Annotated in this window: 12 protein-coding genes and 1 pseudogene; 5 read left to right on the plus strand and 8 right to left on the minus strand. The window is 74.3% G+C overall.

Translation table 11 applies throughout. The annotated features are described in order from the left end of the window. Positions 1–143: 143 nt before the first annotated feature. The 5 genes from ACFVFR_RS02450 to argC form a co-directional block, all read right to left on the minus strand. Positions 144–701 (minus strand): arginine repressor, encoded by a 558-nt coding sequence (locus ACFVFR_RS02450; protein WP_383697288.1) that lies wholly within the window; start codon positions 699–701, stop codon positions 144–146. A 6-nt stretch (positions 702–707) separates the two neighbouring features. Continuing rightward, entirely contained in the window at positions 708–1,934 is a 1,227-nt protein-coding gene (locus ACFVFR_RS02455; protein WP_383697291.1) for an acetylornithine transaminase, read from the minus strand. Beyond that, a complete protein-coding gene (gene argB / locus ACFVFR_RS02460) occupies positions 1,931–2,956 on the minus strand; it encodes an acetylglutamate kinase (protein ID WP_383697293.1) in 1,026 nt (341 codons plus the stop codon). The genes ACFVFR_RS02455 and argB overlap by 4 nt, the downstream gene beginning before the upstream one ends. Continuing rightward, positions 2,953–4,107: a bifunctional glutamate N-acetyltransferase/amino-acid acetyltransferase ArgJ gene (gene argJ / locus ACFVFR_RS02465; RefSeq protein ID WP_383697296.1), complete on the minus strand. Its 1,155-nt coding sequence runs from the start codon at positions 4,105–4,107 to the stop codon at positions 2,953–2,955. Before argJ ends, argB begins: the two co-directional genes overlap by 4 nt. 199 nt (positions 4,108–4,306) lie before the next feature. Beyond that, positions 4,307–5,335, minus strand: coding sequence for an N-acetyl-gamma-glutamyl-phosphate reductase (argC, locus tag ACFVFR_RS02470; RefSeq protein WP_383697299.1), 1,029 nt, complete (start codon positions 5,333–5,335; stop codon positions 4,307–4,309). Positions 5,336–5,608: 273 nt separating this feature from the next. On the opposite strand from argC, the gene ACFVFR_RS02475 reads away from it, so the two are divergent. Both ACFVFR_RS02475 and ACFVFR_RS02480 read left to right on the plus strand, forming a co-directional pair. Further along, positions 5,609–6,049, plus strand: coding sequence for a VOC family protein (locus ACFVFR_RS02475; RefSeq protein WP_383697302.1), 441 nt, complete (start codon positions 5,609–5,611; stop codon positions 6,047–6,049). A 193-nt stretch (positions 6,050–6,242) separates the two neighbouring features. Beyond that, positions 6,243–6,689, plus strand: coding sequence for a TIGR03618 family F420-dependent PPOX class oxidoreductase (locus ACFVFR_RS02480; protein WP_383697305.1), 447 nt, complete (start codon positions 6,243–6,245; stop codon positions 6,687–6,689). On the opposite strand, the pseudogene ACFVFR_RS02485 reads toward ACFVFR_RS02480, so the two are convergent. Beyond that, positions 6,635–7,131: pseudogene (locus ACFVFR_RS02485) on the minus strand (hypothetical protein); the annotation flags it as partial. The gene ACFVFR_RS02480 and the pseudogene ACFVFR_RS02485 overlap by 55 nt on opposite strands. A gap of 19 nt (positions 7,132–7,150) precedes the next feature. Continuing rightward, positions 7,151–7,522 carry a PaaI family thioesterase gene (locus tag ACFVFR_RS02490; RefSeq protein WP_383697410.1) on the minus strand — a complete coding sequence of 124 codons (372 nt, stop codon included), beginning with the start codon at positions 7,520–7,522 and terminating at the stop codon, positions 7,151–7,153. A gap of 282 nt (positions 7,523–7,804) precedes the next feature. On the opposite strand from ACFVFR_RS02490, the gene ACFVFR_RS02495 reads away from it, so the two are divergent. Both ACFVFR_RS02495 and ACFVFR_RS02500 read left to right on the plus strand, forming a co-directional pair. Continuing rightward, positions 7,805–8,443 carry a LysE family translocator gene (locus ACFVFR_RS02495; protein ID WP_383697308.1) on the plus strand — a complete coding sequence of 213 codons (639 nt, stop codon included), beginning with the start codon at positions 7,805–7,807 and terminating at the stop codon, positions 8,441–8,443. Between the two features lie 312 nt (positions 8,444–8,755). Further along, a complete protein-coding gene (locus ACFVFR_RS02500; RefSeq protein ID WP_383697311.1) occupies positions 8,756–10,975 on the plus strand; it encodes an NADP-dependent isocitrate dehydrogenase in 2,220 nt (739 codons plus the stop codon). Positions 10,976–11,605: 630 nt separating this feature from the next. Here ACFVFR_RS02500 and ACFVFR_RS02505 read toward each other — a convergent pair. Next, positions 11,606–13,054, minus strand: coding sequence for a PLP-dependent aminotransferase family protein (locus tag ACFVFR_RS02505; protein WP_383697314.1), 1,449 nt, complete (start codon positions 13,052–13,054; stop codon positions 11,606–11,608). Between the two features lie 46 nt (positions 13,055–13,100). On the opposite strand from ACFVFR_RS02505, the gene ACFVFR_RS02510 reads away from it, so the two are divergent. Then, positions 13,101–14,168 carry a DMT family transporter gene (locus tag ACFVFR_RS02510; RefSeq protein ID WP_383697317.1) on the plus strand — a complete coding sequence of 356 codons (1,068 nt, stop codon included), beginning with the start codon at positions 13,101–13,103 and terminating at the stop codon, positions 14,166–14,168. Positions 14,169–14,184: the final 16 nt, after the last annotated feature.

The following is a 14,184-nucleotide window of genomic DNA, read 5'->3' on the forward strand; positions in this document are numbered from 1 at the left end:
CCGACGCGCTGACCCGGAATGTGAGCGTCCTCACGCTACCGCGCGGCCCCGGGGGTGTCGAGAACGACCAGCGGGTCCGCGCCACCTGCCCGGCGGACCCGTGGTGGAGGGTGAACGGGCAGGTGGCGGCGGGGTTGTCGGGGTCAGCGGGCGCGCTGGGCCAACCGCATCAGATGGTCGGCCAGCGCCTGCCCGCCGTGCGGGTCACGGCTGATGAGCAGCAACGTGTCGTCGCCCGCGATGGTGCCGATGATGTCGTGCACCTCGGCCGTGTCGATGGCCGAGGCGAGGAACTGGGCCGCGCCCGGCGGGGTGCGCAGCACTACGAGGTTGGCGGACGCCTCCGCCGAGATGAGCAGCTCGCCCGCGAGCCGGGCCATGCGGCCCTCGCTCGCCGACTCGCCCAGCGGTGCCCGTGGCGTACGGTCGCCGCCCTCGCTGGGCACGGCGTAGATCAGCTCACCACCGGTGTTCCGGATCTTCACCGCGCCCAGCTCATCCAGGTCGCGGGAGAGCGTGGCCTGGGTGACGGTCAGTCCGTCGTCGGCGAGCAGCTTGGCGAGCTGGCTCTGTGAGCGGACCGGGTGTCGGCCCAGGATGTCCACGATCCGGCGGTGGCGGGCGGTGCGGGTCTGCGGCACGGCCGGCCCGGTGTGGGCCTGCTCCCCACCGGTCACCTCGTTGTCCTGCGCCTCGGTCATCGTCTGTCAGTCTCCGGATCGTTGGTCCCCATCGGGCGCGCTGGCCCCATGCGGCACGGGTACCCCGTCGAGGACGGCGGGCAGCGCCCCAAGGAACGTGTCGATCTCCTCGTCCGTGACGATGAGCGGCGGCGCGAGCCGGATCACATCCGGCGCGACCGCGTTCACCAGCAGCCCGGCGTCCTGAGCCGCCTGCTGCACCCGCTGCGCCAGCGGCTCGTGCAGCACGATACCCAGCAGCAGGCCCGCGCCACGGACCTGGGCGACGTGCGGGTGGCCCAGCGCCTCGATTTCCCCGCGCAGCCGCTGCCCGACGCGCTGGACGTGGTCGAGTATTCCCTCGCTCTCGATCGTGTCGAGTACGGCCAGGGCCGCGGCGCAGGCCATCGGGTTGCCGCCGAAGGTGGAGCCGTGCTGGCCGGGGGCGAGCAGGTCGGCGGCGGGCCCGAAGGCGAGGGTGGCGCCGATGGGCAGGCCGCCGCCGAGCCCCTTGGCCAGGGTGACGACGTCCGCCTGGACGCCCTGGGCGCGGCTGGCGAACCAGTGGCCGGTGCGGCCGATACCGGTCTGCACCTCGTCGACGGCCAGCAGGGTGCCGGTGGCGCGGGTGATCTCGCGGGCGGCGGCCAGGTAGCCGGCCGGCGGCACGACCACGCCGTTCTCGCCCTGCACGGGCTCGACGATCACCAGCGCGGTGTCGGTGGTGACGGCCGCGCGCAGGGCGTCCGCGTCGCCGTAGGGCACGTGGGTGACGGTGCCGGGCAGCGGGAGGAACGGTTCCTGCTTGGCGGGCTGGCCGGTGAGGGCCAGCGCGCCCATGGTGCGGCCGTGGAAGCCGCCGACGGTGGCGACCATGTGGGTGCGTCCGGTGCGCCGACCGATCTTGAAGACGGCCTCGGCGGCCTCCGCGCCCGAGTTGCCGAAGTAGACCCGGCCGCCCTGGTCGGCGCCGTACAGGTGCAGCAGCCGCTCGGCGAGGGCGACGGGGGGTTCGGCGACGAACAGGTTGGAGACGTGGCCCAGGGTGGCGATCTGCTCGCTGACGGCGCGGACGACGGCCGGGTGGGCGTGCCCGAGCGAGTTGACCGCGATGCCGGCGACGAAGTCCAGGTACTCCCTGCCCTCGGCGTCCCACACCCGGGTGCCGCTGCCGCGGGTGAGCGGGACGCGCGGGGCGCCGTAGTTGTCCATCAGCGCGTCCTGCCAGCGCTTGGCCAGTACGGAGTTGCTCATCTGTGCTCCTCGTCCGGCACGACCATGGTGCCGATGCCCTCGTCGGTGAAGATCTCCAGCAGGATGGAGTGCGGTACCCGGCCGTCGATGACGCGCGCGGTGGTGACCCCGCCCCGCACGGCGTGCAGACAGCCCTCCATCTTGGGCACCATGCCGCTGGCCAGTTCGGGCAGCAGCTTCTCCAGTTCGGAGGCGGTCAGTTGGCTGATCACCTCGTCGCTGTGCGGCCAGTCCGCGTACAGCCCCTCGACGTCGGTGAGCACCATCAGCGTCTCGGCGCCGAGCGCGGCGGCCAGCGCGGCGGCTGCGGTGTCGGCGTTGACGTTGAAGACGCCGCCGGTCGGGCCGTCGGCCGTGTCCTGGCTGCGGGCGATGGAGGAGATCACCGGGATGCGGCCGTCGTCGAGGAGGGCCTGGATGGCGCCCACCTCGATGCGGGTGATCTCGCCGACCCGGCCCAGGTCGACCGGTGCCCCGTCCACCTCGGCGTAGCGCTTGGTGGCCGTCATGGTGTGCGCGTCCTCGCCGGTCATGCCGACGGCCAGCGGCCCGTGCTGGTTGAGCAGGCCGACCAGTTCCCGCTGCACCTGGCCGGCCAGCACCATCCGCACGACGTCCATCGCCTCGGGCGTGGTGACCCGCAGGCCGGCCGCGAACGTCGACTCCAGGCCGAGCCGGTCGAGTTGGGCGCTGATCTGCGGGCCCCCGCCGTGCACCACCACCGGGCGCAGGCCGGCGTGCCGCAGGAAGACGACGTCCTGGGCGAAGGCGGCCTTAAGGTCCGCGTCGACCATGGCGTTGCCGCCGAACTTGATGACGACGCACTTGCCGTGGTGCCGGGTCAGCCACGGCAGCGCCTCGATGAGCGTGCGGGCCTTGGGCAGCGCGGTGTGCTTGCGGGTGGCGGGGTGCGCGGGGGCCGTGGCCTGCCCCGGCTGGGCCGGCACGTCCGGCCGCGCCGACACGGCGGCGGGCGGCGGGGCGGCGGGCCGGGGGGCGGGTTCGGGGGTGGTGTGACTCATGAGGAGTACGCGCTGTTCTCGTGGACGTAGTCGGCCGTCAGGTCGTTGGACCAGATGACGGCGGACTCGGTACCGGCCGCGAGGTCGGCGGTGATGCGGATCTCGCGGAAGCGCATGTCCACCAGCTCCCGGTCCTCGCCGACGGAGCCCTCGCGGCACACCCACACGTCGTTGATCGCCACGTTCAGCTGGTCGGGCTCGAAGGTGGCCGAGGTGGTGCCGATGGCCGACAGCACCCGGCCCCAGTTGGGGTCCTCGCCGTGCAGGGCGCACTTGAGGAGGTTGTTCCGGGCGATGGAGCGGCCGACCTCGACCGCGTCCTCCTCGGAGACGGCGCCCACGACCTCGATACGGATGTCCTTGGAGGCGCCCTCGGCGTCCCGGATGAGCTGGCGTGCCAGGTCGTCGCAGACCACGCGCACCGCCTCGGCGAACGCCGCGTGCTCGGGTGCGACGCCCGAGGCGCCGGAGGCCAGCAGCAGCACCGTGTCGTTGGTGGACATGCAGCCGTCGGAGTCGACCCGGTCGAAGGTGACCCGGGTGGCCTCGCGCAGCGCCTTGTCCAGCGCGCCGGCTTCCAGGTCGGCGTCGGTGGTCAGGACGACGAGCATGGTGGCCAGGCCCGGCGCGAGCATGCCCGCGCCCTTGGCCATGCCGCCGACGGTCCAGCCCTCCGGGGCGCGGTGGTGCGCCGTCTTGTGCACGGTGTCGGTGGTCTTGATCGCGATGGCCGCCCGCTCGCCGCCGTCCGGGGTGAGCGCGGCGGCGGCCCGCTCGACGCCCGGCAGCAGCTTGTCCATCGGCAGCCGTACCCCGATCAGGCCGGTGGAGGCGACGGCGACCTCGCCGGCGCTGTGCCCGAGCACCTCGGCGGCCTTCTCGGCGGTGGCGTGGGCGTCCTGGAACCCGAGGGGGCCGGTGCAGGCGTTGGCGCCACCGGAGTTGAGGACGACGGCCGAGATCGCGCCGCCCGCCAGGACCTGCTCGGACCACAGGACGGGAGCGGCCTTGACCCGGTTGGAGGTGAAGACGCCGGCCGCGGCCAGCCGGGGGCCCTGGTTGACGACCAGGGCCACGTCGGACGTGCCGTTGTCCTTCAGTCCGGCGGCGATGCCCGCCGCGGTGAATCCCTGTGCTGCCGTGACACTCACTGTGCTGCTCCGTTCGCTTCCAAGGGGGCGACCGCGGCGGCGACTGCCGCGCGCGGGGCTGCCTGCGGTACCGGGCGTGCCGGCTGGCGCCAGCGGCGGTGGTGCGGGCGGAACGCGGCGGGCCGGGGCCCGGTGGGATGGGTGGGCCGGGGGTGGGCGGCGGTGGCCGCGTGTCCGGCGGGGTGGGCGGGTCGGTGGTTCACGGCGCGAGGCCGGTGGCCGGCAGGCCCAGTTCCTCGGGGAGGCCGAGGGCGAGGTTCATGCTCTGGACGGCGCCGCCGGCGGTGCCCTTGGTCAGGTTGTCGATGGCGGCGATCACGATGAGGCGCCCGGCCGCCGGGTCGTGGGCGAGTTGCAGCAGCGCGGTGTTGGACCCGTACACGGCGGCGGTGGCGGGCCACTGCCCCTCGGGCAGCAGACGGACGAAGGGCTCGTCCCGCAGCGCCTTGTCGTACGCCGCGCGCGCCGCCTCCCCGTCGACGCCCGGCCGGGTGCGGGCGCTACAGGTGGCGAGGATGCCGCGCGACATGGGCGCGAGCGTGGGCGTGAAGGAGACGCTGACCCGCTCCCCCGCGACGGCCGACAGGTTCTGGACCATCTCGGGGGTGTGCCGGTGCCCGCCACCGACGCCGTACGGGCTCATGGAGCCCATCACCTCGCTGCCCAGCAGGTGCGGCTTGGCGGCCTTGCCCGCGCCGGAGGTGCCGGACGCCGCGACGATCACCGCGTCCGGTTCGACCAGGCCGGCGGCGTAGGCGGGAAAGAGGGCGAGCGAGACGGCCGTCGGGTAGCAGCCGGGCACCGCGACGCGCTTGCCGCCGCGCAGGGCCTCGCGCGCGCCGGGCAGTTCGGGCAGCCCGTAGGGCCAGGTGCCGGCGTGCGGCGAACCGTAGAACGCCTCCCAGTCGGCGGCCTCGCGCAGCCGGAAGTCCGCGCCGCAGTCGATCACCAGCACCTCGGGGCCCAGCTCCCGGGCGACCTCGGCGGACTGCCCGTGCGGCAGCGCGAGGAAGACCACGTCGTGCCCGACCAGGTGCGCGACCTCGGTCGGCGCCAACACCCGCTCGGCCAGCGGCCCCAGATGCGGCTGGAGCGCGCCGAGCGACTGGCCCGCGTTGCTGTTGCCGGTCAGCGCGCCGATCTCCACCTCGGGGTGCCCGAGCAACAGCCGCAGGACCTCCCCGCCCGCATACCCACTGGCCCCGGCCACCGCTACGCGTACCGTCATCGAACCCCTCCTCCGTGATGGCATGACTATACGGAGCTAGGTAGCTTTATGCAATGAGAGGTGGGGGCTCCGCCCGACGCCCGACCGACGAGGCGCATCGGGGAAGTGGCCGCGCGGAGGTCGGCCACGGCCGGGGTCCGGTCGGCGGAACGGTGTCGCGTCGGATGTTTTGCCGCGCCGGGCGAGCGGCGAGGATGCGGGGCGTACGCGCGACGGCCCAAAACCGGGCGGACGTCGGTCGTCGCGACCGGACCCGCGACAAGGGAGCCCAGCATGGCGATCCAGCGCATGGACAACATCAGCGTCGTCGTCGACGACCTGGAGGCCGCCGTGGCGTTCTTCACCGAACTCGGCATGGAGCTGGAGGGACGGGCGCCGATCGAGGGGCGCTGGGCGGACCGCGTCGTCGGGCTGGACGGCATGCGCGTCGAGATCGCCATGATGCGGACCCCGGACGGCCACGGCAAGGTGGAGCTGACGCGCTTTCACACACCGCGCGCGACCGGCCCCGCACCAGCGGACACCCCGGTCAACGCGCTGGGCCTGCGGCGCGTCATGTTCGCCGTCGACGACATCGAGGACACCCTGGCCCGGCTGCGCGCCCACGGCGCCGAACTCGTGGGCGAGATCTCCCGGTACGAGGACGTCTACCTGCTCTGCTACGTCCGTGGCCCCGAGGGCGTTCTCGTCGGACTCGCCGAGCGGCTCGACTGAGGACCACCCCCGAGGAAGCCGCACACCCCGGCCCGCGCCTCCGCCCGCCACCACGCGCTTCCGGCCGCGCACCCCCGCCCGACCCGTCGCCCCTCCCCCACCCTCGGCCACGTCGGGGCGCCGGGCCGCCCACCCCACCGGAACCCACGACTCCAGGCGATGGCCAAAGATTCACCGTTGGTAGCCTCTCGGGATGACCGCGATCTTCGACGAAGCCGTTCGCGCCCGGCTGCGGGCTCCGCACATCTGGTACGTCGGCACCGTGTTCCCCGACGGAGCGCCGCAGGTCAGCCCGATGTGGGTGGACCTGGAGGGCGAGGGGGAGCTGACGTTCAACACCTCGGTGGGGCGGGTGAAGGAGGAGAACCTGCGCCACGACCCCCGCGTCTACCTCTCGCACGCGGACGCCGTCGACCCCTTCGACCGGGTGCAGATCAGCGGCGAGGTGACGCGCTTCGTCGAGGGCCAGGAGGCGCACGACCGGATGGACCGGCTGGCCCGCAAGTACCTGGGCGGCGAGCGCTTCGAGTGGATCATGCCGGGTGAGAAGCGGGTCGCGGTGATCGTCCGTCCGCTGAAGGTGCGTCACATCGTCGGGGTGGAGCGGTTCCGTCCCGGCGGCCCCGTCCCCGCCGCCTGACCACCCCGGCGACGGGCACGGCGCCGGGGGGACGCTCGCGGGCGGCGGCCCCAGGCGGAGCTCACCGGGGCGGCGGCCAGGCCCAGACGACCGGCGGTGACGCTCATCGGGTGTCCGTCGACCTCCCGGTCGGTGGCCAGTCCGGCCGCCACCAGCCGCGCGCGGAGGTGCCGCACGGTCGCGGCCTTCAGGGCGGCGCGGGCGGGCGAGGTGATCGGGACGTACGCGACGGCCCCGACAGCGGCCAGACCGGCCTCGTACAGCGCGCGGGGCAGGGTCCGCCCGTAGCCGAGGTCCGCGCCGCGCGCCGCCCGCAGCGCGCGAAGGCCCGACCGCAACCGGTTGGCCAGCCGCTGTTCGGGCCCCGACTCGTCCGGGCACGCGGGGGCCGCGGCCCCGGGTCGGCGTCCTCCGGGAGGAGTCTGCCGGGGCGGTGGTGTCGGGAGACGTGAACGCGCGCGCTAGCCGCGCCTGGTGACGCGGATCAGCGTCTGCTGCCCGTTGGCGACGAGCTGGCGCTGGCCGTCCCGGACGCCGAAGACCTCCAGTTGGCACACGGTCAGGGTGCGTCCGGGCCGCAGGACGGTGCCGATCGCCTCGATGTGGTCGCCGAGGGCGGGAGCGAGCAGGTTGATCTTGTACTCGACGGTGAGGATGTCGGCGTCCTCGGGGAAGAGCGTGTAGGCGGCGTAGCCGCCGGCGCTGTCGGCGACCGCGCTGGTGGCGCCGGCGTGCACGTACCCGTGCTGTTGGGCGACCTCGGGCCGGCTCGGGAGCGTGATGTGCACGCGGCCGGGCCCGATGTGGGATATCCGGGCACCGAGGTGGCTCATCAGCCCCTGGCGGTCGAAGCTCTCCCGCACGCGCCGGCAGACCTCGGGGTCGGCCCGCTCCCACTGTTCCTGGTCGTTCACGTGCTTCCCCTCGTCGGGTATGCCGGGCTCTGTCGGCGAGTGGGCCACGGCCGGCCGACCCGGTGCGCGCCGTCGGCGGCGTCCCGCCCGCGAGGAGCATCATGGCACCGGGGCCGGGCCACCCACCCCGGCCCGTCCCGGCTGCCTCCCGCCGGGCCCGAACCCACCGGGCGGGCGGCGCGGCGACTACGCTGACCGCTCATGGCCACGAGTACCGCGCTCTGGTCCTTCGCCTTGGTCGTGGGGCTCCTGACGCTCACCCCCGGTCTGGACACCGCGCTGATCCTGCGCACCCGCCTGCTGGGTCGCCCCCAGCGGGCCTGGGGTGTCGTCCTCGGCATCCAGAGCGGCACGCTGGTGTGGGGCGCGCTCACCTCGCTCGGGGTGACCGCGCTGCTGACGGCCTCCGCGATCGCCTACGACCTGCTGCGCTGGGCCGGCGCCGGCTACCTGGTGTGGCTGGGCCTGCGGATGATCGGCGACACCCTCCGTGGCGCGGCGCGGGAGGAACCGTCCCAGGCGACGGCGCCGCACGTCACGGACTCGCTGCTCGGCGGCGTACGCCAGGGCATGGTCACCAACCTGCTGAACCCGAAGGTGGGCGCCTTCTACGTCGCCGTGCTGCCCCAGTTCATCCCGCCGGGCGGCGACCACCTCTCCCTCGGGCTGCTGTTCACGCTCGTGCACATCGGGCTGGCCCTGGTGTGGTCCACGGTGCTGATCGGCTGCGCCCGCGTCCTGCACCGGTGGCTGCGGACGCGGCGGGCACAGCGGCTGCTGGACCGCGTCACCGGCACGGTCGTCGCCGCTCTCGGCGTCCGCCTGGCCGTCAGCGGCTGAGCCCTTCCCCACACCCGGCGCGGCCACCGGCCGACGCCCGCTGGCGCGGACCGGCCAGGGCGGTACTCCCCGTGCGTCGACGACGAGCACGACCGGCCGCTCGCCGACGAGACAGGGAGAACCGGCCGGCCCCTTCCTGTTCCACGGTGTGGCCGACCCGGAAGGCGAGCCCCGTGGTCCCGGCCGGACCGGGCCCGGGACCGGCGCCCGCGACCCGTGCGGCCGGACGGTGGGCGGGGTCCTGTCGAGGGAGGGTCGATCACGAGATATCTTGATGTCGAGCAATGTTGCAGACGTGGAGCGGAGCACCCGGTGACTGACTCGACCATCATCTACACGCACACCGACGAGGCCCCGGCCTTGGCGACGTACTCCTTCCTGCCGGTGATCGAGGCGTACGCCTCCACCGCCGGAGTGGCCGTCGAGAGCCGTGACATCTCCCTGGCGGGGCGGATCATCGCGAGCTTCCCCGAGCGTCTCCAGGAGAGCCAGCGCATCGACGACGCCCTGGCCGAGCTGGGCGAGCTCGCCAAGACGCCGGGTGCCAACATCATCAAGCTGCCGAACATCTCGGCCTCGATCCCGCAGCTCAAGGCCGCCGTCGCCGAGCTCCAGGAGCAGGGCTACGCGCTGCCGGACTACCCGGACGACCCGAAGACCGACGAGGAGCGCGAGACCCGCGCCCGCTACGACAAGGTCAAGGGCAGCGCGGTCAACCCCGTCCTGCGCGAGGGCAACTCCGACCGCCGCGCCCCCGCCTCGGTCAAGAACTACGCCAAGGCGCACCCGCACCGCATGGGCGCCTGGAGCGCGGACTCCAAGACCAACGTCGCGCACCTGGACGGCGACGACTTCCGCTCCACGGAGAAGTCCGTGGTCATCGCCGAGGACGGCGCGCTGCGCATCGAGCTCTCCGGTGACGACGGCAGCACCACCGTGCTGCGCGAGTCCGTGCCGGTGCTGGCCGGCGAGGTCGTGGACGCGGCCGTGCTGCACGTCGCCCCGCTGCGGGAGTTCCTCACCGCCCAGATCGCCCGCGCCAAGGCGGAGGGCGTGCTGTTCTCCGTGCACCTGAAGGCCACGATGATGAAGGTCTCCGACCCGATCATCTTCGGTCACGTGGTGCGCGCGTTCTTCCCCAGGACGTTCGCCGAGCACGGCCAGACGCTCGCCGCGGCCGGCCTCACCCCCAACGACGGGCTCGGCGGCATCCTCAAGGGCCTGGAGTCGCTGCCCGAGGGCGCGGCGATCAAGGCGTCCTTCGAGGCGGAGCTCGCCGAGGGCCCCGAGCTGGCGATGGTCGACTCGGACCGTGGCATCACCAACCTGCACGTGCCCAGCGACGTCATCGTGGACGCCTCCATGCCCGCGATGATCCGTACCTCCGGTCACATGTGGGGCCCCGACGGCCAGGAGGCCGACACCCTCGCGGTCATCCCGGACAGCAGCTACGCGGGTGTCTACCAGGTCGTCATCGACGACTGCCGCGCCAACGGCGCCTTCGACCCGGCGACGATGGGCTCGGTGCCCAACGTCGGCCTGATGGCGCAGAAGGCCGAGGAGTACGGCAGCCACGACAAGACCTTCGAGATCCCCACCACCGGCACGGTGCGGGTCCTGGACGGCAACGGCGACGTCGTCCTGGAGCAGGTCGTCAGCACCGGCGACATCTTCCGCATGTGCCAGACCAAGGACGCCCCGATCCGCGACTGGGTCAAGCTGGCCGTCACCCGCGCCCGCGCCACCGGCGACCCGGCCGTGTTCTGGCTGGACGAGGGCCGCGCGCACGACGCCAACCTCATCGCCAAGGTGCGGACCTACCTGGCCGACCACGACACGCAGGGCCTGCGGATCGAGATCAAGTCGCCGGCCGAGGCCACCGCGTTCTCGCTGGAGCGCATCCGTCGGGGCGAGAACACGATCTCGGTCACCGGCAACGTGCTGCGTGACTACCTGACCGACCTGTTCCCGATCCTGGAGCTGGGCACCAGCGCCAAGATGCTCTCCGTCGTCCCGCTGATGAACGGTGGCGGCCTGTTCGAGACCGGCGCCGGCGGCTCCGCGCCCAAGCACGTACAGCAGCTCGTCAAGGAGAACTACCTGCGCTGGGACAGCCTGGGCGAGTTCCTCGCGCTGGCCGTCAGCTTCGAGCACCTCGCGCAGACCACCGGCAACGCCCGCGCCCAGGTCCTCGCCGACACCCTGGACCGCGCCACGGCGACCTTCCTCAACGAGGACAAGTCGCCCAGCCGTCGCCTCGGTGGCATCGACAACCGTGGCAGCCACTTCTACCTGGCCCTCTACTGGGCCCAGGAGCTGGCCCGGCAGACCGAGGACGCGGAGCTGGCCAAGGCGTTCGCCGCGCTCGCCGCCACGCTGGCCGAGCAGGAGCAGACGATCGTGGCCGAGCTGATCGCCGTGCAGGGCTCGCCGGTCGACATCGGCGGCTACTACCAGCCCGACGCGGCCAAGGCCGCCGCCGTCATGCGCCCGTCGCAGACGCTCAACCAGGCGCTGGCCACCCTCGCCTGACGCACCCCGCGCCCCGGACGCGGCCGGCCCCGGCCCCCGTGCACCGGATCGCACGGCGCCGGGGCGTACGACCCGACGTGTACGCCCCGACGCCACCCACCGAGCGCGACGCTCACCTCCCGCTCACCCGACACCCCCGCCCCGGCCGGCCCCGCGCCCGCCGGGGCGGCGGCGTATCGAAGCGGCGACGGGCCGGGGAGACACGAGGCTGGGCGGTGTCGTACGGGGCCCGGCGGCGTGGCCGGGCCTGCCCCACGGGGCCGGCCGGGGCGGCCGGGCCCGGTGGACCGCGCTGCCGGCCCAGGCTGGCCGGGCCAGCTCGGCCGGGCTTCGGGCCCGCCCGGTGGCGCCCGCGCGGACCCGGGCCGGTCGACAGGGGCTCGCCCCGGCCCACGGGGGACGCGCCTTGGCCGCGGGCCGTCGCGCGTGCGCCGCCGTGCACCGGTGGCGAAGCGGGCCCCGTGGACGGGTCGGCGCCACCAGACCCACGGCCCGTGCCAACCGCCTGCCAGGAGCCGCCCCCGGACGACGGCAACACCTGCCACCAGCCGGGCGCCCCCACCGCCGACCCCGAAGGCCATGAGCTGGTGTGTCGCTAGCCGGATCGGCCGCGAGCCCCGTGCTCGGGGGTCACCCGCCCTCCACCGCGACCCGCAACCGCCGTACGCCCTCGGTCAGTTCGGCCAGGCTGGCCACGCCCGCGAAGGACAGCCGCAGCCGGGGGCCGGGCGGCTCGGCCGCGTACGAGGGGCGACCCGGCGCCACGGCCACCCCGGCGTGCAGGGCCGCGCGCACCACGGCCGACTCGTCGGTACCGGGCGGCAGCGGCAGCCACAGGTGGAAGCCGCCGCGCGGCACGCGCGCGGGCGGCAGGTCGGGCAGCTCGGCCCCCAGTGCGGCGACCAGGGCCTCGCGCCGACGGCGCAGCTCGACCGCCACCGCCCGCAGATGACGCGGCCAGGCCGGCGACCCGACGAACTCCAGCGTCGCCTCCTGGAGCGGCCACGGCACGAAGAAGCTGTCCACGACCTGGATGGCGCGCAGCCGGTCGCGTACCGGGCCCCGGGCCGCCAGCGCGCCCACCCGCAGGCTGGGCGCGGTGGCCTTGGTGAGCGAACAGGCGTGGACGACCGTGCCGTCCGGGTCGTCGGCGGCCAGCGTGGGCGGCAGGGTCGGGGCGTCCTCGTGGGCCAGCCGGCGGGCGAAGTCGTCCTCTATGACGAACGCCCCCGCCGCCCGCGCCACCCGGATCACCTCGGCCCGCCGCTCCTGGCTGAGCACGGTGCCGGTCGGGTTCTGCAACAGCGGCTGGCAGACGAAGACCCGGGCGCCGCTGGCGCGGAAGGCGTCGGCCAGCAGGTCGGTGCGTACCCCGTCGGCATCCGTCGGGACGGGCACCGGGCGCACCCCCGAGGCGCGGGCGACGGCCAGCAGACCGGGGTAGGTGGGCGACTCGACCAGCACGGGCGCGCCGGGCGGGGCGAGCGCGCGCAGCGCCGTGGTCAGCGAGCTCTGACCGCCGGAGGTGATCAGGACGTCGGCCGGGGTGACCCCGCCGGTGGCGCCGCTGATCTGGCGGGCGAACCAGGCGCGCAGCTCGGGCAGACCCTCGATCGGCGGCCGGTCCCACACGCCGGGCCGGCGCCCGGCGCGGCCGAGCGCGGCGGCCAGCGCACGCTCGGGTTGCAGCGAGGAGTGCAGATAGCCGCCGCTGAGCTCGATCACGTCGGGCGGCGGGGCGGCCAGCGTCGCCAGGATGCCCGAGGCGTCCACGGAGCGGGGCACGGCGTCGGCCGCCGCCTCGGCGCTGAGCGCCACCTCCTGCCAGGAGGTGTCCCCCACGCGTGCTCGCCCGCCGGCCGGCGCGAGCGGCCCGGCCCGGAAGGCACCCGCCCCGGGCCGCGTCACCACCAGCCCCTCGGCGGCCAGCACGGCCAGCGCGCGCGAGACGGTCACCGGACTGACCCGGTGTCGCTCGATGAGGGCCCGACTGGATGGCAGCTTCTCACCTGGAGAGTAGCGATTGAGTTCATCCCGCAGAAAGCTGACCAGGCTTGCCACGCTGTTACGCTCGTACATGAGAGCAAAAGATAGCGCTACCCATGGTGACGCGATAGCAGTATCGATGGACGGTCCCCCCGGCGGACCGCTGTCCAGGTCCGGCTCCCGCGACCCCGTCGGCGGCGCCGGCGTCGGGCTCGCCGCCCCCGTCACCGCATCCGGCTCGGCCACCGACACCGAGGCCGGGCCGGTCACCGCCGAGCTCGCGGCCACCGGGGCCGAGGGGGCCGGGCCGGTCGACCCCGCGGAGGCCGCCTCGCACGGCGCGGGACACCAGAGCGCACGGCTCGGGACGCTGCTCGCCGTCCTGGGCGTGATCACCTTCTCGATGACCTTTCCCGCCACCGCCTGGGCTCTGGAGGGGCTCGGCCCCTGGTCGACGACGACAATCAGGTCCGTGCTGGCCGCCCTGGTCGCCGGCGGCTTCCTGCTCGCGGTGCGCGCCCCGTTCCCGGCCCGCCGCCACTGGCCCGGGTTCGCGGTCGTGGTGGCCGGCATCGTGATCGGCTTTCCGTTGCTCACCACGTTGGCCCTGGAGACCTCGTCCAGCTCCCACGCGGCCGTGGTGGTGGGCCTGCTGCCGCTGACCACCGCCGCCTTCGGGGCCCTGCGCACCGGGGCCAGGCCCTCGCGGCTGTTCTGGATCGCGGCCGTGGTCGGCGCCGTGGTGGTGATCGCGTTCGCGCTCCAGCAGAGCGGTGGCGCGCCCAGCGGCGCGGACCTCTACCTCTTCGGCGCGCTGGTGGTGTGCGCGGCGGGCTACACCGAGGGCGCCACGCTGACCCGTGAGCTGCCCGGCTGGCAGGTGATCGGCTGGGCCCTGGTGTGCTGCCTGCCGCTGACGCTGCCGGCCGCGGCGTTCGCCCTGGCCACCGAGCCGGTGGAGCTGACCGGCAAGGTCGTGGCGGGCATGGTGTGGGTGTCGATGGGTTCGCAGTTCATCGGGATGTACGTGTGGTATCGCGGCATGGCCGCCATCGGCGTGGCCCGCGCCAGCCAGCTCCAGCTCGCGCAGCCGCTGCTGACCCTGATCTGGTCGGTCCTCCTGCTGGGCGAGCACCTCACCCTGGCCGCCCCGCTGGCGGCGGTCGGCGTCCTGGTGTGCATCGGCGTCACGCAGCGGGCCCGCTAGCGACCAGCCGCGCGGG

The organism is Streptomyces sp. NPDC057702 (assembly GCF_042799315.1).
In the GTDB taxonomy this organism is placed as follows: Bacteria; Actinomycetota; Actinomycetes; order Streptomycetales; family Streptomycetaceae; genus Streptomyces.